21 protein-coding genes are annotated in these 19,742 nt (G+C 60.5%); 16 read left to right on the top strand and 5 right to left on the bottom strand.

Annotation, left to right across the window (positions count from 1 at the left end):
• Nucleotides 1-11: 11 nt before the first annotated feature.
• The 3 genes from QP093_RS08770 (at nt 12) to QP093_RS08780 (ending at nt 2,614) form a co-directional block, all read left to right on the top strand.
• Nucleotides 12-662, top strand: coding sequence for a sortase (locus tag QP093_RS08770; protein ID WP_285016129.1), 651 nt, complete (start codon nt 12-14; stop codon nt 660-662).
• A 139-nt stretch (nt 663-801) separates the two neighbouring features.
• Nucleotides 802-1,806 carry an adenosine deaminase gene (gene add / locus QP093_RS08775; protein ID WP_285016130.1) on the top strand — a complete coding sequence of 335 codons (1,005 nt, stop codon included), beginning with the start codon at nt 802-804 and terminating at the stop codon, nt 1,804-1,806.
• A 265-nt stretch (nt 1,807-2,071) separates the two neighbouring features.
• Nucleotides 2,072-2,614 (top strand): YagU family protein, encoded by a 543-nt coding sequence (locus QP093_RS08780; protein WP_070725672.1) that lies wholly within the window; start codon nt 2,072-2,074, stop codon nt 2,612-2,614.
• A 196-nt stretch (nt 2,615-2,810) separates the two neighbouring features.
• Here the strand turns inward: QP093_RS08780 and QP093_RS08785 are convergent, their stop codons facing one another.
• Nucleotides 2,811-3,053 carry a CsbD family protein gene (locus QP093_RS08785; protein ID WP_058236068.1) on the bottom strand — a complete coding sequence of 81 codons (243 nt, stop codon included), beginning with the start codon at nt 3,051-3,053 and terminating at the stop codon, nt 2,811-2,813.
• Nucleotides 3,054-3,320: 267 nt separating this feature from the next.
• Between QP093_RS08785 and QP093_RS08790 the strand changes: the two genes are divergently transcribed.
• The 4 genes from QP093_RS08790 (at nt 3,321) to QP093_RS08805 (ending at nt 7,419) form a co-directional block, all read left to right on the top strand.
• On the top strand, nt 3,321-4,355 hold the full coding sequence (locus QP093_RS08790; RefSeq protein ID WP_227469163.1) for a LacI family DNA-binding transcriptional regulator: 1,035 nt from the start codon (nt 3,321-3,323) through the stop codon (nt 4,353-4,355).
• Between the two features lie 239 nt (nt 4,356-4,594).
• Nucleotides 4,595-5,314 (top strand): L-ribulose-5-phosphate 4-epimerase, encoded by a 720-nt coding sequence (locus QP093_RS08795; RefSeq protein ID WP_070725670.1) that lies wholly within the window; start codon nt 4,595-4,597, stop codon nt 5,312-5,314.
• Nucleotides 5,315-5,378: 64 nt separating this feature from the next.
• Nucleotides 5,379-6,887 (top strand): L-arabinose isomerase, encoded by a 1,509-nt coding sequence (gene araA / locus QP093_RS08800; protein ID WP_285016131.1) that lies wholly within the window; start codon nt 5,379-5,381, stop codon nt 6,885-6,887.
• 247 nt (nt 6,888-7,134) lie between these two features.
• The gene (locus QP093_RS08805) at nt 7,135-7,419 is read left to right on the top strand and encodes an HU family DNA-binding protein (RefSeq protein WP_070725665.1); all 285 of its coding nucleotides are present in this window, start codon (nt 7,135-7,137) and stop codon (nt 7,417-7,419) included.
• A 107-nt stretch (nt 7,420-7,526) separates the two neighbouring features.
• Here QP093_RS08805 and QP093_RS08810 read toward each other — a convergent pair whose 3' ends face one another.
• Together QP093_RS08810 and QP093_RS08815 are read right to left on the bottom strand one after the other, a co-directional pair.
• Entirely contained in the window at nt 7,527-8,750 is a 1,224-nt protein-coding gene (locus QP093_RS08810) for a GHMP family kinase ATP-binding protein (RefSeq protein ID WP_285016132.1), read from the bottom strand.
• Nucleotides 8,747-9,562 (bottom strand): nucleotidyltransferase family protein, encoded by an 816-nt coding sequence (locus QP093_RS08815; protein ID WP_285016133.1) that lies wholly within the window; start codon nt 9,560-9,562, stop codon nt 8,747-8,749. The genes QP093_RS08810 and QP093_RS08815 overlap by 4 nt, the downstream gene beginning before the upstream one ends.
• A 261-nt stretch (nt 9,563-9,823) precedes the next feature.
• Between QP093_RS08815 and QP093_RS08820 the strand changes: the two genes are divergently transcribed.
• The 5 genes from QP093_RS08820 (at nt 9,824) to QP093_RS08840 (ending at nt 14,918) form a co-directional block, all read left to right on the top strand.
• Nucleotides 9,824-11,251, top strand: coding sequence for a phosphoglucomutase/phosphomannomutase family protein (locus QP093_RS08820; RefSeq protein WP_285016134.1), 1,428 nt, complete (start codon nt 9,824-9,826; stop codon nt 11,249-11,251).
• A 135-nt stretch (nt 11,252-11,386) separates the two neighbouring features.
• Nucleotides 11,387-12,160, top strand: a complete 774-nt coding sequence (gene nagB / locus QP093_RS08825; protein WP_058236061.1) for a glucosamine-6-phosphate deaminase — start codon at nt 11,387-11,389, stop codon at nt 12,158-12,160.
• Between the two features lie 108 nt (nt 12,161-12,268).
• Nucleotides 12,269-12,649, top strand: a complete 381-nt coding sequence (locus QP093_RS08830) for a DUF3039 domain-containing protein (RefSeq protein ID WP_082628455.1) — start codon at nt 12,269-12,271, stop codon at nt 12,647-12,649.
• Nucleotides 12,646-14,457, top strand: coding sequence for a DEAD/DEAH box helicase (locus QP093_RS08835; protein ID WP_285016135.1), 1,812 nt, complete (start codon nt 12,646-12,648; stop codon nt 14,455-14,457). The genes QP093_RS08830 and QP093_RS08835 overlap by 4 nt, the downstream gene beginning before the upstream one ends.
• A 74-nt stretch (nt 14,458-14,531) precedes the next feature.
• Entirely contained in the window at nt 14,532-14,918 is a 387-nt protein-coding gene (locus QP093_RS08840) for a DMT family transporter (RefSeq protein WP_285016136.1), read from the top strand.
• Between the two features lie 2 nt (nt 14,919-14,920).
• On the opposite strand, the gene QP093_RS08845 is transcribed toward QP093_RS08840, so the two are convergent.
• The gene (locus tag QP093_RS08845; protein WP_285016137.1) at nt 14,921-16,264 is read right to left on the bottom strand and encodes a nicotinate phosphoribosyltransferase; all 1,344 of its coding nucleotides are present in this window, start codon (nt 16,262-16,264) and stop codon (nt 14,921-14,923) included.
• 175 nt (nt 16,265-16,439) lie between these two features.
• Between QP093_RS08845 and clpS the strand changes: the two genes are divergently transcribed.
• Genes clpS through QP093_RS08865 form a run of 4 tightly spaced genes read left to right on the top strand, consistent with a single transcriptional unit; the run spans nt 16,440 to nt 19,046 of the window.
• Nucleotides 16,440-16,754 carry an ATP-dependent Clp protease adapter ClpS gene (gene clpS / locus QP093_RS08850; RefSeq protein WP_227469160.1) on the top strand — a complete coding sequence of 105 codons (315 nt, stop codon included), beginning with the start codon at nt 16,440-16,442 and terminating at the stop codon, nt 16,752-16,754.
• Complete coding sequence (locus QP093_RS08855) at nt 16,751-17,335, top strand: DUF2017 family protein (protein WP_285016139.1); 585 nt, start codon at nt 16,751-16,753, stop codon at nt 17,333-17,335. Before clpS ends, QP093_RS08855 begins: the two co-directional genes overlap by 4 nt.
• A gap of 9 nt (nt 17,336-17,344) precedes the next feature.
• Nucleotides 17,345-18,259, top strand: coding sequence for a glutamate racemase (gene murI / locus QP093_RS08860; protein WP_070725660.1), 915 nt, complete (start codon nt 17,345-17,347; stop codon nt 18,257-18,259).
• Between the two features lie 10 nt (nt 18,260-18,269).
• A complete protein-coding gene (locus tag QP093_RS08865; protein ID WP_058236230.1) occupies nt 18,270-19,046 on the top strand; it encodes an MBL fold metallo-hydrolase in 777 nt (258 codons plus the stop codon).
• Between the two features lie 59 nt (nt 19,047-19,105).
• On the opposite strand, the gene rdgB is transcribed toward QP093_RS08865, so the two are convergent.
• On the bottom strand, nt 19,106-19,741 hold the full coding sequence (gene rdgB / locus QP093_RS08870) for an RdgB/HAM1 family non-canonical purine NTP pyrophosphatase (protein WP_070725657.1): 636 nt from the start codon (nt 19,739-19,741) through the stop codon (nt 19,106-19,108).
• Between the last annotated feature and the right edge of the window lies 1 nt (nt 19,742).

Genomic DNA, 19,742 nt, shown 5'->3' on the forward strand with positions numbered 1-19,742 from the left:
AGAGATGACGGATGATGGGGGATCAGAACGTGGAAGGCGACGCTCAGCTGCGAAAAGATATGCAAAGGGCAGTACCGCGAATTCGCCTGGGCACTTCAGTGCGTATCGTTGGGATCGTCGTGTGTCTGGTTGGTCTTGCTCTTGTCCTCACAATGCTGATGAGTGGACGACGCGAGCCCCGCTCCTTCGACGGAACAGTGTCAGCCATCGAACAGCAGATGCCGACGCAGCGTCACCCAGCAATCGTGGGAACAGAACCCTCCAAACCCCTGTCAAGTGTCAGCGTAGGTCGTGACGACTACGTTGGAATACTTGACATTCCACGGCTTGACAGGAGACTTCCCGTCCTCAGTCCCGCGGACGAAGCGGCCGAAGAACCCATTGCCACATACGGAAATGCTGCAGACGGCAACCTCGTCATCGAAGCCTCCAATACGACTGGAATATTCCGCGATCTCACGCAGATTCCGGACGGAGATGCCCTTTACTTTACGGACGTCACTGGAGCGGTCTACAGCTACCACGTCCTGACAGTGGAATCGATTGAGAACGACGATGTCAGCGCTCTGCGTGAGCGCAGTGACGAATGGGATCTCACGCTGGCGGCGCCATCGTTTTCTGGCCAGCAGAAAACCCTTCTGCGTTGCGCAGCCGATTCTTAAAATGCCTCCGTAACTGACACGAATCGGATATTTGGCCCTGCTATCGTCGAGGCGTGTATTGCGAGGACGCCGAGCGGACAGATATTCTGCGGGCAGACATGCTGCAAGCATCCCGCACGTTCACCGAAGGAAGAGTGCCATGGAAATTTCGCCGTTTGTTCGCAATCTGCCCAAAGTCGAGCTGCACCTGCATATCGAGGGGACGCTCGAACCCGAACTCAAGTTCGCACTGGCCGAGCGCAACGGAATCACCCTGAAAGAATCCACGCCGGACGAAGTGAGGCAGTCCTACGCCTTTACCGACCTAGCCTCATTCCTCGCCTCCTACTACGACGGCATGAACGTGCTGCGCACCAGTGAAGACTTCTACGACCTCGCCCTGGCATACCTGACAAGAGCCGCCGAACAGAACGTGCGTTACGTGGAAATGTTCTTCGACCCGCAGGCGCATACCTGCCGCGGCATTGACTTCCACACCGTCATCAGCGGGCTGCACCGCGCCCAGCTCGAAGCTGAGTCCACCCTGGGCATCCAATCCGCGCTCATCATGTGCTTCCTGCGCGACTTCCAGGCCGAATACGCGATGGCAACACTGCTCGAAGCCCTGCCATACAAGGACTGGATCATCGGCGTGGGGCTGGACTCAGATGAAACGGGAAATGCGCCAGACAAGTTCACCGAGGTGTTCGCCCGCGCGCGTCGCGAAGGCTTCCTGCTCACCATGCACGCCGACGTGGATATCGCCCACTCCATTGACCACATCCGCCAGCTTATCGACACCATCAAGGTTGACCGCATCGATCACGGAACGAACGTTATCGAAGACCCGGAACTCGTGCAGTATCTGGTGGACAGCAACATCGGCCTGACATGCTGCCCTGTGTCGAATACGTGGGTATCCGACGGCTCCAAAGTCCCGCTGATCAAGGAACTGGCCGACAGGGGCGTCAAGGTCACTGTCAACTCAGATGATCCCGCCTACTTCGGCGGCTACATTGCGGAAAACTTCCAGCTCCTGGCTGACGAGTCCGAGGTCGACCACGCGTTCCTCGCCCAGCTCAGCCTCAACGCAGTAGACATTTCGTGGGCTGCGCCCAGTCTTAAAGAAAAGCTGCGCGCACAGATCAACGCCGCACTGCAGTAAACATTCGTGTCTCGTGAGTGGTGGCGCCGCCCTCGTCAATGAGGAACGAGGGCGAGCGGACCACAGCACACGGCACAAGCTGAACCGAGCGCGGGCAGATTTTGTCATTGTGGCTGGTGAGGGTGAATAATAATCGCTGAGCACGTGACATCACGTGCCCCGCAAGATTCGCAGCGAGGCTGGAGGCGACTGAGCATTCGCTGCATAGTGGTCACCGGATCGCAGTGAACCTTCGCGCCTGGAAACAGCCTAAATGTGAGGGTACATGTTGACCACAAAACCAGAGCAGCGTAACTACAAGGTTGCGGCGCTCGTCGGACTGATTGCCGGCCTCTTTTCCGCCATCGTGAAATTCGGCTGGGAAGTTCCGTTCCCACCGCGCACACCCGAACGCAATGCAACCAATCCTCCGCAATCCACACTCGAAATGCTCGGAATGTCACCCGACATGTCCCACACGTCGGTGATCTATAACGGCAACGAGCTTCCGATCTACTCCTTCATCATTCACTTCTCGTTCGCGATCTTCTTCGCACTGCTGTACTGCCTGCTCGCTGAGGTCTGCAAGCAGGTCACTCTGTGGCAGGGCGCAGCATTCGGCATCGTCGTGTACGTCGTTTTCCATGTCATTTTGATGCCCGCCATCGGCATTGTGCCCGCCCCGTGGGAGCAGCCCTTCGCTGAGCACTTCTCAGAGTTCTTCGGGCACATCGTGTGGATGTGGTCCATTGAAATCGTGCGCCGCGATCTGCGTAACCGCATCACGCACCAGCCGGATCCTGAACTGGAGACCGTTGCCGCAAAATAACGCTCGCGAGGGGCGAGGTGATGCTCGCGCGGCTTGCGCCGGCAGCGGCAGTGCTTCCGGACAGGCACGTGACCTGATAAACGTGGGGCCCGCAGTCTACTGACTGCAGGCCCCACGACACTTTCAGCAGGCACACGCCCGGTCGAACCTCAATGGGCCACCCGGCGCGACCTTATTGGGAAAGTGAGAAGTGAACTCACTCGCCCTTGTCGCCGCTAAGTGCGTCCTTTGCGCGATCGGCCAGAGCGCGAGCGCCAGCAGCGGCATCCTCGGCAGCTCCCTTGATCTTTTCGGAGGCGTTTTCCAGAACGTCCTTGGCCTTGCCTTCGGCGTTCTGAACCTTGCCTTCAGCCTCGAGATCCTTGTCGCCGCTGACATCTCCAGCAGTTTCCTTGACCTTACCGGCAGCCTTGTCGAAAGTGTTCTCCAGATCTGACATAGCGAACCTCCTTTGTTATGTGAATTGGTACACGTTTACTTTCTCATTACCAGGCCTCGTGCGCAAGAGAAAAGAGGCAGATTCTCCCATGCGCGTAATTTCGAAGTCAAATAGCGATATGAACGCTCACATCTGCGCCATTTCGTGAGACACTACTGATACGGGAACGCTCGACCTGCACCGTGCACCATCCGGTATTGTGCCTCGCGCGTTCCTGATTTCATGCACATTGCGTCGCGTCATCTGTTCACAGAAAGGACTGTGGTTGTGATAGCGCATCACTCTGCTCGACCTCCCTCGATGATGGATGTGGCGGCAGCGGCAGGGGTGTCGCATCAGACCGTCTCCCGAGTCCTCAATGCCAGTGGAAAAGTCGCACCAGATACACGTCAGCGGGTTCTCGATGCCATTGAACAGTTGGGATACCGCCGCAATTCTGTGGCTCGCGCACTCGTGACACGCCGCTCCGGAACCCTCGGCCTGATCACCACCACATCAACGCACTACGGCCCGACGTCCATGCTGGTGTCCATTGAGCTCGCCGCCAGCCGGGCCGGCTATTTCCTCGCCGTGGCGCCGATTGATTCGTGTACACCTGACACGCTGGGCGACGCGATCGACCACATGCTCGGCCTGGCAGTTGAAGGCATCGTTATTTTGGCTCCCATCGAAGACATTGCGGAGGATCTGGGAACGATCCGCGTGTCTGTCCCCGTGGTGGCAGTGACGTCGGCCAGCACAGCAGAATCCCTGGGCGTCGTACCGGTTGCGGTTGACCAGTATGAGGGGGCACGCCTGGCGGTTGAGCATCTGGTCAGCCACGGGCACACGGCGATCACCCACCTGGCAGGCCCGTCCGACTGGTTCGAAGCCCAGGGGCGCGAAAAGGCTTATCGTGACGTGATGGCTCGCCACGGGCTAACGCCCTGTGTCTATTCCACGCGAGGGTGGGAAGCCTCTGTCGGATTCGAGGTTGGCACAGCGATCGCGAACGGCACCTTACCCACCGCTGTTTTTGCGGCAAATGACCCGCTTGCGCTGGGCCTGATCAACGCGTTCACCAGTGCGGGCATAACGGTGCCGGGCGACGTGTCGGTGGTCGGGTTCGATGATGAGCCGGGCGCACGCTACTTCATGCCACCGCTGACCACGGTGCGTCAGGATTTTCGCGGGCTGGGAGAGGCGGTCGTCACCGTCATGATGCACGCGTTGGAAGGCCGGGCCCCAGATGCGCCCACGCTGCTCACTCCTGAGTTGGTCGTGCGCGCCTCCACCGCCGCCCCGCCTCTTTCTGCGCATTGACGAGGGGAACGAGGCGCACTTCGTCGCGTGGCATCTGGAAAATTGATTGCGTGAAAAAGGTTCCATCCCTGGACACAGTGTGTTAACGTTAACCTCACCGGATCAAACAAAGCAGAAACGGCGTGGTGGCGTGCTGGGGAGGACATCGAAGCCGATGTCTGATCAACGCATGATCAGGTGGGCGAGTCGCCCTCGGCGCTCACACTACGACCGAGACGAATGCTGATGTGGAGGACTCAATGGACGTGCGAAACCCGGACACGTGGAGCGCTGAACTGACCAGCCGTGTAGCCAGGACGCGTGCCCTCGTCGCTGAACTTCATGCGGAACTGCCCAAATGGGGGCTGATCGTATGGACGGCAGGGAACGTGTCGCAGCGAATCAGAGGAGAAGCCGAAGATGGCTCCCAGGACCTGCTCGTCATCAAGCCGTCGGGAGTGTCCTATGACGAGCTGGACGCTGACGCGATGGTGGTGTGTGACCTGGAAGGAAACCTGATTCTGGGGGAGGGCTCACCCTCCTCAGACACGGCGGCGCACGCCTATGTCTACCGGCACATGCCTGAAGTGGGCGGCGTCGTGCATACCCATTCCACCTACGCGACCGCGTGGGCAGCGCGCGGCGAAGAAATACCGTGCGTGCTGACCATGATGGGCGACGAATTCGGCGGCCCCGTTCCTGTTGGCCCGTTCGCATTGATCGGAGATGACTCCATCGGGCGCGGAATTGTGGATACCTTGAAGGATTCTCGCAGCCCGGCAGTGCTGATGCAGAACCACGGGCCCTTTACGATCGGCAAAGATGGGCGGGCCGCAGTCAAAGCCGCAGCGATGGTTGAAGAAGTGGCGCGAACCGTCCACATTGCCAGACAGCTGGGCGAGCCGATCGCAATCCCTCAGGACAAAATCGACAGTCTCTACGCGCGCTATCAAAACGTGTATGGGCAACACAGCAAGTAGCAAGGTCGGCCAGCCACACGCGCAGGCACTGACCACAACATCATGAAACTAAGGAACAATACTCATGACGAGTTTCTATGACTCACGCGAAGTCTGGTTCTTCACCGGAAGCCAGGACCTTTATGGAGAAGACACCCTCAAGCAGGTAGCCGACCAGTCGCAACAGGTCGTGACGCTGCTGAACGAATCCGGGCTGATGCCTGCACCAATTGTGTGGAAGCCGGTGCTCAAGGATTCCGACTCGATTCGTCGCGCCATGCTGGACGCCTCCGGTGATGACTCAGTGCTCGGTGTCATCACGTGGATGCACACGTTCTCACCGGCAAAAATGTGGATTCGCGGCCTCGAAGTCCTCACGAAGCCAATGCTGCATCTGGCCACCCAGGCCGACGTGGAGATCCCATGGGACAGCATCGACATGGACTTCATGAACCTCAACCAGGCAGCTCACGGAGACCGTGAATACGGCTACATCCTGGCGCGCCTGGGCGTCGCACGCACCACCGTCGTGGGCCACGCATCCAACCCGAACGTCGCTCGAAAAGTCTCACGCTGGATCCGTGCCGCAGCAGGGTGGGTTGCCGCTCACGAGCTGCGCGTCGTGCGCTTCGGTGACAACATGCGCAACGTCGCGGTGACCGAAGGGGATAAGACCGAGGCTGAGCGCCGACTGGGAGTATCCGTGAACACGTGGGGAGTCAACGATCTTGTCGAAGCAGTGGAAGCGGTCAGTGACGCTGACATCGACACCCTCCTTGACGAGTACGACGAACTGTATGACATCGCACCTGAACTGAAGAAAGACGGTGAACGCCACGACTCATTGCGGTATGCCGCCCGTCAGGAAATTGCGATGCGCTCATTCCTTGAAGCGCGCGGAGCCAGCGCATTTACCACGAACTTCGAAGACCTTGGAGCCCTTCGGCAGCTGCCCGGCCTGGCCGTGCAACGCCTGACAACAGACGGCTATGGGTTCGGTGCCGAGGGCGACTGGAAAACAGCTGTTCTTGTGCGCATCGCCAAAGTGATGGGTGAAGGTCTGCCGGGCGGTGCCTCCTTGATGGAGGACTACACCTATAACCTTGTCCAAGGCGAAGAAATGATCCTGGGTGCGCACATGCTGGAAGTGTGCCCGTCGTTGACTCAGTCGCGCCCGCGCCTCGAAATACACCCACTCAGCATCGGGGATCGTGAAGACCCTGTGCGCCTCGTGTTCAATGCTGATGCGCGGCCAGGAGTCGTGGTGTCACTGGCCGATATGCGTGACCGCTTCCGCCTCACTGCCAATGCTGTTGACGTCATCGAGCCGCCGCATGACATGCCGAAGTTGCCGGTTGCCCGGGCAATGTGGAAGCCGAAGCCTGACCTGTACACTTCGGTTGAAGCATGGCTCACTGCCGGCGGAGCGCACCACACGGCGATGTCCACGCAGATTGACGTCGAGACGTGGCAGATGTTCGCTGTTATGGCTCAAATGGAGTTGCTTGTCATCGACGAGGACACGACGGCACGTTGCTTCGCCGATCACGTGCGCTGGAATCAGGTCTATTACCGACTGGCGGAAGGCCTCTAAAGCGCGCTGCCGGGGCACCCTCTGCAGGTTTACGCCGAGTGACGAGGGTGCCCGGACGAGTGCTTGAGGGTGCCAAAACGCCTCCGCTGCGCCGTTTAAAAGCCAAAAGCGGCGCAAAAAACTGAGATTCGCCACGAAAATCGCCAAAAAGTGGTGTTGAACCTGACAAAAGGCCGTTGGACTGTTTAGGGTTTTCTCAGTGGTCATGTCCAGTGACCCCCAATGAACTGCAAGAGGAGATATATACATGTCTGTCAACCGTACCGAACTGGTTGCCGCCATTGCTGAGCGCGCCAACCTCACCAAGGTCCAAGCCGATGCCGCACTGTCAGCATTCCAGGACGTTCTGATCGACTCACTGTCCAAGGGTGAGCCGGTCAAGGTCACCGGCCTCATGTCAGTGGAGCGCGTTGAGCGCGCTGCCCGCACCGGCCGCAACCCCCGCACGGGTGAAGAAATCCAGATCCCCGCTGGCTACGGCGTGAAGATCTCGGCCGGTTCGACCCTGAAGAAGGCTGTTTCGAACAAGTGAAGATGATGCCACGTTGACGGTGGCATGATCGGCAACACTGTTGCCACTTCATACGATGTGGGGCAGGTATCGCACGCGATACTTGCCCCACACTCGTCTGCCAGTCGTCAGAAAGAAGCGTCGTTGAGGCCATCCACCCGGCGGGCAGGCACTCCGGGCCGAACCGGCAGAGCCGACGCGCGGCCCCCGGCATCAGGAAACGCACGGCGATACCCCTCAATCCAGGCGCTCGCAAACTCATCAGCCGAACTGCGCTCCACGAGCGCCCACACCGACCCGCCAAAGCCGGCACCGAACGCCGACGCAGCCGGCGCACCCAGTTCGCGAGCACGGCGCTGCAGATCATTCGTCTGAGGAACCTGATTGCCCAGATTCTCATCCGCATTGCGATGCGACGCATCAGCGGCAGCACCAAACGCATCGATATCGCCAACATCCAGCGCATCGAGTGCCTGCGGCACCAAAACGGTCGATTCACGGATGAACGCATCCAGTCGCGTGAGCAGGTCCGGCTCGTCAGCAAGTATGCGGCGCATCTGCTCCACCGCATCTCCGGAGGACGCCAACGCATCAGCCAGGCTGGCATCTGCGCGCCTGGTCGCCTTGTTCCACTGCGTCACAATTGCCGCAATCCGAGCCGACAGTGCGTTGTACGAATCGCGCGCACTGCCCGTCTTTTCCGCCAGGACACCGCTGACCGCCACGACGAACGTCCACGTGTCGTCGAGTGTCACCGAACGGTGCTCCTGGATCGGGCAAAACGAAAACTCAGTGAGCCGACCGTCGTGGCAACACATCATGGCGGTGTGATCCTGCGAGCCACCGAAAGTGCCCACGCCACGCACACCCTCCAACGACCCGAACGATAAACCGTTCTCGCAGCACGAGTAGTATCCGGCCTCATCGGCGCGCGAGTGAATGTTCGCCTTCCACTCTTCACGCTCACGCAGATCGTTGTGATCAATCAAAGCCAGCGCCGACGCCACGACCAGCGCAGACGACGAACTCATTCCGGAGGCCAACGGCAAATCGGAATCAAAGCTCAGGTGCGCAGGTTTGAGCTGGCCGAAATTGAGTGTCAGGCGATCCACCACCGCCTGAACGTAGTGACCCCAGTGGCCGGCAGGAAGAGTGCTCGCCGCACCTGCACCAACCTCAACGCGATCCGGCAGTGCGGTCGTCTGAGCTGAAATGCCACCGTCTGGCGAGTCCCCCTCGTCCAACGTGACGCGAATGCCGCGATCGACTGCCGCGACGATGGAATGGCCACCGGCGTAATCCGTGTGCTTGCCGAACACTTCCAGTCGGCCGGGAACAAACCAGGAAGTCACAGGCGGACCTCGTGATTCTCCAGTGCTGCCGCCACCGAAGCGATATCGCCGCGATTCGACATATCCAGTACGCCCTCATCACAGCGGATCACCGCGTAAGAATCACCATCGGCAATGGCTTGACGTACAGCATCGGTGATCTCATACTCACCGCGAGCAGACGGCTTGATCGTGCGGGCTGCCTCGAAGATTGCCGGCGAGCACTTCCAGCAGTTCATCGAAATCAACGCACCTTCACCCAGGCGCTCAATCGTGGCGGCATCGGGCTTTTCCACCAGCTCATCGAGGTTGCCGTCCGCATCGGCCGTGGCCAGCGCGAAAGCCGCAATACGGTCAGCCGCAATGTTCGAACGCTCCACCATCGCCTCGCGCGTGAAACCGGCAAGACCCGACCCGTCGACCTGTGCGAGCTGGAGCAGAGCATCAACGGGATAGAAGTTATCCGAGTTGAGCACCAGGATCGGCTCACCGGCCGCGAAATCCTCAGCAGAGAGCACCGCGTTCGCCGTGCCGAGCGGTTTGTCCTGGATCGCGTAGCTGACGGTGATGCGCTGTTTGTCCACCGAATCGTAGTAGTCGCGAATTATGTCGTGCTCAGGGCCGATCACCAGGCAAATATCAGTGAAACCGGCGTCGGCCAGGGCGCTCATGACGTGGTCGAGGAAAGGGCGCCCCACCGAAATCATGGCTTTGACACCGGAATCAGCTGCGCGCTTTTGCTCAGCCGACAGCTGCGTGTCCCCAGAATCCTTGCGCATGCGCGAACCGAGGCCGCGCGCCAAAATAACCGCTTTGTGATGTGCCTGTGCCATGTCATCCTCCTGTGGACGTCGAGGCGTGATCAAACCTTCCAGCAAAGTGCCGGTTCCAGTGTAGTGGGATCGCAGAAGGTAGCGCAGGACTGCCTCGGCAATGATGCGTGGAAAAACGAAGGTGGGCAAGATTTATTGAAGTGTCAAGACGAGGAGGGTAAAATGTGTCACTCACTGACAATGATGGAACGACCGCGGGGCGGCCATCGAATTGACGAGGGCGTCCCTGCAGTGTCTGTCCGTTCAATTCAAGAGGACATGATGTCACGAATTCATTTCGGTACAGGTGGCTGGCGCGCGATTATCGGCGACGAGTTCACACGCCAAAACGTTCGCCTCCTGTGTGCAGCGCTGGCAAGCCGCATTAAAGACGAAAACAACGCAGAAAAAGGCCTGGTCATCGGCTACGACAGGCGATTCCTGTCGGATCTGGCAGCTTCGTGGGCGGCCGAAGTCTTTGCCGGTGAAGGAATCACCTGCCAAGTCATCCGCATCACGCAGGCCCCCACACCCATGATCATGTGGACGGTCAAGAACTTGGGACTGCCCTACGGCATGGCGATCACCGCCTCCCACAACCCCGCCATCTACAACGGCATCAAGGTCTTTACCGAGGGCGGCAAGGATGCCAACGAAGATGTCACCGCTGACATCGAACGCCGCATGGAAGCCATTGAAGGCGCAGGGGAAGAACAGATCCCCTCGGTCACCTACCAGGCTGGGCTGGACAGTGGCGCCATCACTGAAATTAACCCCTTCAATGGATATATCGACTCGATTTGCGAACAGATCGATATGCAGGCGATCCGTGAAGCGAACCTGCATATCGCCCTCGACCCTATGTATGGCGTCTCGCGCACCTCGCTGCAGACGATTCTGATGACCGCGCGCTGCGAAGTGGACACGATCCATGACCGCCACGACACACTGTTCGGCGGACGCATGCCGGCGCCGACGAAAGCCACGCTGGACGCTCTGACACAGTACGTGCTGGACAACAACTGCGCGCTGGGACTGGCTACCGACGGCGACGCCGACCGTATCGGCGTAATCGATGACCAGGGTGAATTCCTGCACCCGAACCAGCTGCTCGTCCTGCTGTACTACTACCTGCTCAAATACAAGGAATGGAAAGGTCCGGTGGTGCGTAACGTCGCCACAACCTCACTGCTGGACGAAGTGGCCGCAAAGTTCGGTGAGACCTGCTACGAGGTGCCCGTCGGATTCAAATGGGTGTCCTCGAAGATGCTGGAAACAGATGCGATCCTGGGTGGTGAATCCTCCGGCGGCATCACCGTGCGTGGACACATCCACGGCAAGGACGGCATCTATGCGGCCGCACTGCTGGTCGAGATGATCGCCGTGATCGGCAAGCCCATGAGCCAGATCTACCACGAAATCACCGGACAGTTCCCGCCGCACTACATGGCGGAAACCGACTTTGCATTCGCACCCGAACGCAAGCTCGAAATCCTCAAGACACTGATGGAAGACAAGAAACTGCCTGAATTCACCAGGCCAGTTGAGTCAGTGTCCTACAAGGACGGCTGCAAGGTCTACTTCGACCAGGGGTGGATCATCGCTCGCTTCTCCGGCACCGAGCCGCTGCTGCGTATCTTCTGCGAGATGCCGACCAGGGAAGAAGCCGAAGCCACGTGCGAGCAGCTGCGTGAATTCCTCCACCTGTGACATTCGAACCACGTCACGGTCCCGGGCCCATTGGCACAGGCCGGGACGTGGGTGAAATTCTACAATGAGGGGTGACCCATTTGTCAGGGCGTTGCGTCGCCCTCGTCAATGACACACAACTACGAAGGAGTTGGAATGCTGATCCACGTCGCCTCGAGCGAGGAAGAAATCGGATCCCTGGGTGCAGACCTGATCGAAAAACTGTACGCAGACAAGCCCACCGCAGTGCTGGGCACTGCGACAGGATCATCACCCGTGCCGCTGTACCGCGAACTCGTCGCGCGTCACCAGACGGGCACACTTTCATTCGCCAAGGGACAGTTCTTCCAGCTCGATGAGTACGTCGGAGTTCCGCGCGAACACCCGCAGTCCTACTGGCGTTTCCTGTGCGAGAACATCGTCGACCACATCGACCTGCCCAAAGGCGGCCTCAATGTACCTGACGAACGCGACGGCAACACCCTGGATGAAGCCGCTGCAGCATACGATGCGCGGATCCGCGAAGCAGGAGGCGTTGACCTGCAGATCCTGGGAATCGGATCAGACGGACACATCGGATTCAACGAGCCCGGCGGATCCCTCTCATCACGCACTCACTCGGGCGCACTGTCACGCCAGACCCGTCAGGACAACGCACGTTTCTTCGACGGCGACCTGGAGCAGGTGCCCACCCACTGCATCACGCAGGGACTGGGAACGATTATGGAGGCCCGTCAGCTGCTTATGATCGCCACAGGTGAAAACAAGGCCGAGGCTGTGAAGGAACTGATCGAAGGCGGCGTGTCAGCGCGCTGGCCTGCCACCATTATCCAGTTCCACCCCGCAGTGACTGTGCTGCTGGACGAAGCGGCAGCCTCTCAGTTGGAGATGGTGGAACTGTACGAAGCGGAATGGGCATCGCGCCACTGACCTGCTTCACAGCTGCCGTACCATGATCGCGGCGGCGAGACTTTTCACACTCAGGCTCTCGGCCCGAATCAGGTCGAGGGCCTGAGCCGTCCCACTTACAATGAAGGTATGTGTGACGTCGAAGCAGTGGCCGAAACAGTGACAGACCCAGGCGAACCCGTAAGCCCGGCAGATCCTGGCAGTCCTGCCGGCGGTGGTGCAGGTCCGTCGACCAGCACCGGCCTGTTGGAACGCACCGAGGTCAAAGAGAAGGAAAAAGACCCCGGTGATGGCGATCGGTTCGCACACTTTGTGCGAAAGGACCGCGTATCCTCCTCGCTGATTACCGGACAGCCGGTGGTGGCACTGTGCGGGAAAGTGTGGATCCCCTCGCGTGAGGCCTCACAGTACCCGGTGTGCCCGACCTGCAGGAAGCTGCGCGATCAAATGGGCAAGAACGGCGGAAACTGGCCATTTTCAAACGGAGGGCGGGGCGGTTCCGGCAAGTGAAAGACCAGGGACATTCCTCCGCTTCACCATCGGTTTCCGCGGCGGCCCAACTTCCACCTGCTTTCCCGGCTCGCGCCGCGTGGGGCACCGCTGGAAGTCTGCGTGCCTGGCAGGCAGCCGCACTCGAGCAGTACCTGAACGCCCAACCTCGGGACTTCCTTGCTGTCGCCACACCCGGAGCCGGAAAAACGACATTCGCGCTGCGCGTAGCGGTCGAACTGATGGGCGCAGGTGTCGTCTCGAAAATCACCGTGGTCTGCCCGACCGAACACCTGAAAACCCAGTGGGCCGACGCGGCGGCGCGCGTCGGTATCCACATTGATCCTGCTTTCTCAAACTCCCAGGGACGTGCAGGCTCGCATTTCGACGGCGTGGCGGTGACCTACGCTCAGGTCGCTGCAAACCCGCACGTCCACTCCTCACGTACCCGTGCATTTCGCACGCTGGTGATCTTGGATGAAATCCACCACGCCGGCGACGCGCTGACATGGGGTGACGGCATCGGGGTCGCATTCGGGGAAGCAACCAGGCGCCTGTCCCTGACCGGCACCCCCTTCCGCTCGGACTCCTCTCCCATCCCGTTTGTGCGATACGTCGAGGGGAGTGACGGTATCCGCCGCTCACAGGCCGACTTCACCTACGGGTACGGAGATGCGCTGCATGACGGTGTCGTGCGACCGGTCCTGTTCATGTCCTATTCCGGTGACATGGCATGGCGCACCAGCGCCGGCGATGAGTACCACGCCCGACTGGGGGAGCATTCCACCAAGGACATCATGAAGCAGGCATGGCGCACCGCCTTGGATCCGAAAGGGGAGTGGATCTCCGCTGTCCTGCAGGCAGCCGATCAGCGCCTGTCACAGGTGCGGCGCGCAATTCCCGACGCTGGCGGACTGGTGATCGCCTCCGACCAGTCGGCGGCACGCGCCTACGCGCAGCGCCTGCGCGCCATCACAGGAAAGCCGGCCACTGTCGTGCTCTCCGATGATGCGGACGCCTCCGATCGTATCGATCACTTCCGCGAATCCACTGACCGATGGATGGTTGCTGTGCGCATGGTGTCTGAAGGGGTAGACGTGCCGCGACTGTCAGTTGGCGTGTACGCCACAAACACCTCGACCTCGCTGTTCTTCGCGCAGGCTGTCGGCCGTTTTGTTCGAGCCAGACGACGAGGCGAAACATCCACCGTCTTTATCCCTTCCGTAGTGCCGCTGCTGGATCTGGCAGGGCAGATGGAAGTGGAACGCGACCACGCCCTCGACAAACCGCATCACGGCCCTGATGACCCGACCGTGATGGACACCAGTGCGGAAGACCTGCTGATGGCACAGGCCAACAAGGTGGAAAATGCGAGTTCGGAACTGATCGGAACGTTCGAAGCACTCGGCGGGGATGCCGAGTTCGACGCAGTCTTGTTCGAAGGATCGTCGTGGGGATCAGGCGCTGAGGTCGGATCGATCGAGGAGCAGGAATATCTGGGGATTCCCGGTCTGCTCGATGCCGACCAGGTGACGACGCTGCTCAAAGCCAGGCAGGCGGAGCAGATCAAGACTCAGCGCCGTCAGAGCGATGCGAAGAACCTGCGCGACGCAAATGCAGGGATCTCGGATCACCGGGCACGCGCCGCGAAACGCAAGGAACTGTCACGTCTGGTCGGCCAGTGGTCGCGGCGCTCAGGCGATTCACATGCGCTCATCCATTCACAACTGCGTCAGCGTTGCGGCGGACCAGAGGTGGCGCGGGCAACCACCGCGCAGATTGACGCACGTATCGCTCTTTTGAGAGGCTGGTTCGTAGGGCGCGCATAAAGGTGCCCAGCGCTTTGGGACGACCCGGATGCGGTGATCACGTGGGGACGGCCCCAATTGAAAGGGGCTGCATCATGCATTGGCTCGTTCTTGTTCTCTCCGGCGTTTTTGAGGCAGTGTGGGCGACCGCGCTGTCCAAGTCTGAAGGGTTCACCAAGGTGGTGCCCATCATCGTGTTTATCCTCGGAGCAGCGATCTCGATGGGCGGCCTGGGGTGGGCGCTCAAAGAAATCCCCGTGAGCACCGGCTACGCGGTGTGGGTCGGGATTGGTGCGGGCACGACTGCGCTGTGGGCAATGCTCAGCGGTGCAGAACCTGTGCGCGTGGTCCGCATCCTGTTACTGTGCGGAATCATCGCGTGCGTCATCGGCCTCAAGCTCGTGTCCGGTGACGACGGTGTCGCTGCTGCTACGCCATCAGAGGGCGCACGGGTGACGTCCACCGCCGCCGGCGACAACTGAGATCAGTCCAGCTCCACGTAGCGCGTGGAGACTGCAGCTTCACCTTCAGACAGTCGCCACGCCTGGTAAGGCAGCTCGTTGCGTGATTTCAAGTGATGGTCGCGTGCCTGCTTAAGCGCATCGATGCTCCACAGTTCACTGCGAATCTCACCGTCGACAACCAGCGGGATCTGCAGAGGGCGCGCCTTCTGCTTCGTCAGCTCTTCTTCGGCAGCCTTCCGTGTCGAAGCCGTGACCAGGAGTTCCTCGTAGGCGTAGCCTTCCTCGTCGTAGAGGCGGCCGGCGTACTTGCGGCCACCGACCGTGCTCTTGGACTGCGATTTCTTGGCAACGGGCTGCATGACGCCGTCCGAATCTTCACGAGCCACCATCTTGTACACCAGCGCCGCGGTCGGAACCTTGGACCCGGTCACCAGGCGAGTGCCCACGCCGTAGGAGTCCACGGGTGCCGCGCCCAGGGCGGCTATCGCATACTCGTCGAGGTCGGACGTGACGGTGATCTTCGTGGATGTGGCGCCCAGTGAATCAAGCTGGCCGCGCACCGTGAACGCCTGCGCCACCAGGTCACCGGAATCGATGCGCACGCACCCGAGCTCCTGACCCACTGCGCGGGCAGCCTCAACAGCGTTGACGACCCCTTGCGGAATGTCATAGGTGTCAACCAGCAGCGTGGTCGAGGCGCCAAGCAGATCGATCTGCGCGTCGAAAGCTTCGCGCTCGCTGTCATGGAGCAGCGTGAACGCGTGAGCGGACGTGCCGATAGTCGGAATGCCGTAGCGGATACCTGCTTCCAGATCCGAGGTGCCGGCAAACCCGCCGATCACTGCGGAGCGGGCAGCTGAAACGGCGGCGCGTTCATGGGTGCGGCGCGCACCCATATCCAGGCAGGGGCGGCCATGCGCGGCGATCGTCATGCGGGATGCCGCAGATGCGATCGCACAGTCATGGTTGAGGACCGACAACAGCAGCGTTTCAAGCAGCACACATTCTGCGAAGGTGCCTTCCACGGTCAGCAGTGGCGAGCCGGCGAAATAGCATTCGCCTTCCTGGTAGCCGTCGATCGTGCCGCCGAAACGGAAGTCCTTGAGATAATCCAGCGCGTCGTCGGACACGATTTTCTGATCGTGGAGCCAGTCGATTTGCTGGTCGGTGAATTCGAAACGCTCCAGCGCCTCGAGGATGCGGCCGGTGCCCGCAACGACACCGAAACGGCGGGTTGCTGGCAGGCGACGACCGAACAGTTCGAAGACCACTTTGCGGGACGCGGTTCCGCGCTTCATCGCAGCGTCCAGCATGGTCAGCTCATACATGTCTGTTAACAGAGCAGTTGAAGGTGAAGCAGGCATACCCTCAATCTACTCTCTTTTGACCGGAAAGACCCACTCGCCGGCAATCTGCTTGCCACTCAAAAGGCCAGTGGGAGCGCCATGAAATGAGTGTAAATGGCCAGAAGCGGCGCGCGCGAAAATGCACTGCGTCAAAACGGCACGGCTAAACCTGCGGGGCCATACGCTTAGGAGCATGAGCGGGAGGTCTATGACAACGTCGTTTCACGACCGTGCGGTTCCTGATCAGCCGCGCGAGGATGCCTCGTCATGCCCATTGGCACAGTGGCAAACCGTGGTGTGGGATGACGTGGTGAACCTGAACGACTACGTGGTAGAAGTGCTGATTCGACACTTCGGATACTCGCGTCACGCTGCCGACGAACTGACTGCGCAGATCCACACATTCGGCCGGGCCGTCGTGTCAACTGGAATCAGAGAACGCATGGAAGCTGATGTGCTGGCCATGCACGGATACGGCCTGCACGCCACGCTGGAGCAACTCACATGATCACTGCGTTCGCACTGCAGGAAGCCGGATACGTCTGCAACGTGTCGACGCAGTTCCTGCACCTGTTGCGCCAGCTCATTGAAGAAATACTGGTCGTCCTCGACGAGCCGGGCGAACTGTCCACCTTCGTGCTCGCCGCCACCGAAGTGGAAACCACGCGCGACGAGCCACACGACCCGGCACTGGGGAGCCTGCTCCCTCCCATGAGCGACGACCCACCGGAGGCGGCGAATCTGCGAGCCCTGACCGAAGACTTCCTGCGTGCGGAAAAAGCGGCGCGACTGCGGCGGATCCACACCGAACTCTCGTCTGCAATCGGCACAGACACGGTGGTGATAATGGTCACCCACCAGGAAGTGTGGGACTGGCTCGCTGCCCTCAATGACGTGCGACTGGCTCTGGCGGGTGAACTGGGTATTGACTCACGTGAAGCGGAGAATAAAGTCGCTGAGCTTGCGCACGCATGTGACCTGGAGCAGCCGCGCAGCGAGGCAACGATGAGTGCCGGAATGTACATGATGGTCACGTGGTGGCAGGATTCACTACTGACAGCGGTGCGCGCGGAGGCCTGGTCGCATTAGTCTCCAAACATGGACAGTGCTCCGATAGGGATCTTTGACTCAGGTTTAGGCGGCTTGACGGTCGCCCGCGCCGTCATGGACAAGCTCCCTCACGAACGCATCGTCTATCTGGGAGACACAGCCCACACGCCGTACGGTCCGCGCCCAATCGCACAGGTCCGCCAGCTCGCGTTGACCTGCCTGGATGAACTGGTCGAACGCGGCGTGAAAGCACTGGTCATCGCCTGCAATACGGCGACCGCAGCAGCGCTGTCAGATGCCCGTGAACGCTACACGGCGCAGCAGGGAATCCCGGTCATCGAAGTGATCACACCGGCCGCGCGCTCAGCGATCCGTGCCACCCACAACCGCCGGATCGGCATCATCGGCACCTCCGCAACCATCCAATCCCAGGCTTACAACCAGGCGCTCGCAGCAGTTCCGGACGTATCCGTCTTTTCAGCCGCATGCCCCCGCTTCGTGGAATTCGTCGAAGCAGGCATCACCACCGGGCCGGAGCTCGAGGCCGTCGCACGCGACTACCTGGCACCACTGATCGACGCCGACGTCGACACCGTCATCCTGGGGTGTACGCACTACCCGCTGTTGACTGGCATCATCAGCCAGACGATGGGTGAGGACGTCACCCTCGTCACTTCGTCGGAAGCAACGGCCAACGACACGTACAAACTGCTGGTGGAGCGCGACATGACCGCTCCCATCCCCGAACAGGCCAGCACAGAGCAGTCGGTGCTCACCGAGCCTGCCCACGAATTCCTGACAACGGGAGCTCCTGAGACGTTCGAACACCTCGCGCGCCGATTCCTGGGACCGGAAGTGCGCTCGGCTCATAACATTCACGGTCCTGCATCTACCGCCGATGCACGGCTTGCGCGAGACGGAACGCCTCCGGATGCCGCACCCGACACACCACGGAAAGAGTGATGACATGTCAATGACGCTGACCATCATCGGATGCACCGGTTCAATGTCCGGCCCGCACTCACCTGCGTCCTGCTACCTGCTGCAGACGCAGGAAACACGTGAGGACGGCACGACGCGAACGTGGAATATTGCATTGGAGATGGGGCCGGGTGCCTTCGGGCAGCTCTGGCGCGTCATTGACCCGGCAGACCTGGACGCAGTGATCTTTTCGCACTGCCACGCCGACCACATGGGCGACGTGATTTCCCTGCACGTGCACCGCAGGTGGGGGCCGGGACGAGGCTGCGGCACACTCCTGCTGGCAGGTTCAGAACAACTGCCTGAACGGGTGCGCCAGATTGACGGGTGTGACCCGGCGGAGACGTACACCGATGAATTCGAGTTCTACCGGATGCGCCCGGGCGTTCCCTTCAACGTGGGCCCCCTGACCATCACGCCCAGCACCGCTCAACATACCGTCGAAGCCTTCGGCGTGCGCATTGAGGACGAGGGTGGCGCCACCATGTTCTTTACCGGCGACACCGACCAGTGCGACACGATTATTGAGGGTGCGCGCGGTGTCGACCTGCTGCTCAGCGAAGCCGGATTCACCGAGGCTGACACGACGCGCGGCATCCACATGTCGGGTGTACGTGCGGGCGAGGTCGCCACGCAGGCCGGTGTCAGGCGAGTGGTGCTCACTCACATTCAGCCGTGGACCCCGGTCGACACGGTGATGAGTGAACTGCGCCAGACCTGGCAGGGGGAGGCGCAGATCGCCCGCGCTGGTGACGTGTTCGAAATCTGAGGCGACCAGCCTGCGGCTGTGGGCAGTGAGCCTGCGGCTGAGGCCAGTTTCTTCAGAAACTAGGACGCCAGTACGCGTGCCACATGCGGGGCAAGCGCACGAAACGCAATGCCGCGGTGACTGATCGCATTCTTGTCCTCGGGGCTCATCTGGGCGGTTGTGCAGTCGAAGCCGTCGGGAACAAAAATCGGGTCGTAGCCGAATCCGCCGCTGCCGTGGCGTTCGCGCAGCAGGTGGCCGTGCACCTCGCCGCGTTCCACAAAAGTCTGCCCATCAGGTGTGACGAGCACTGCCGCTGACACGAATGCGGCACCGCGATGCCGATCGGGCACATCCGCAATCTGAGCGAGCAGCAAGTCCAGATTCGCCGCGTCATCACCGTGATGTCCACTCCAGCGCGCTGAGAAAATCCCGGGCGCCCCGCCCAGCACGTCCACCGTGATTCCTGAATCGTCAGCGATAGTGGGCAGGCCGGTCAGTTCACACAGGTGACGCGCCTTGATCAGCGCATTGTCCTCAAAGGTGATGCCGTCTTCGACAGGTTCATCTGCGCCGGCCTGCGCCAGCGTCACGATGTATCCGTCGTGAACTCCCGGCACGAACGGATCCAGGATTGCGCGCAGCTCTGAGACCTTATGCGCGTTCGACGTGGCAAATGCCAGGACTGGTGTGGCCAGCGCGTCGCCCTCGTTCATC

This window comes from Pauljensenia sp. UMB10120 (assembly GCF_030212035.1).
Taxonomy (GTDB): domain Bacteria; phylum Actinomycetota; class Actinomycetes; order Actinomycetales; family Actinomycetaceae; genus Pauljensenia; species Pauljensenia radingae_A.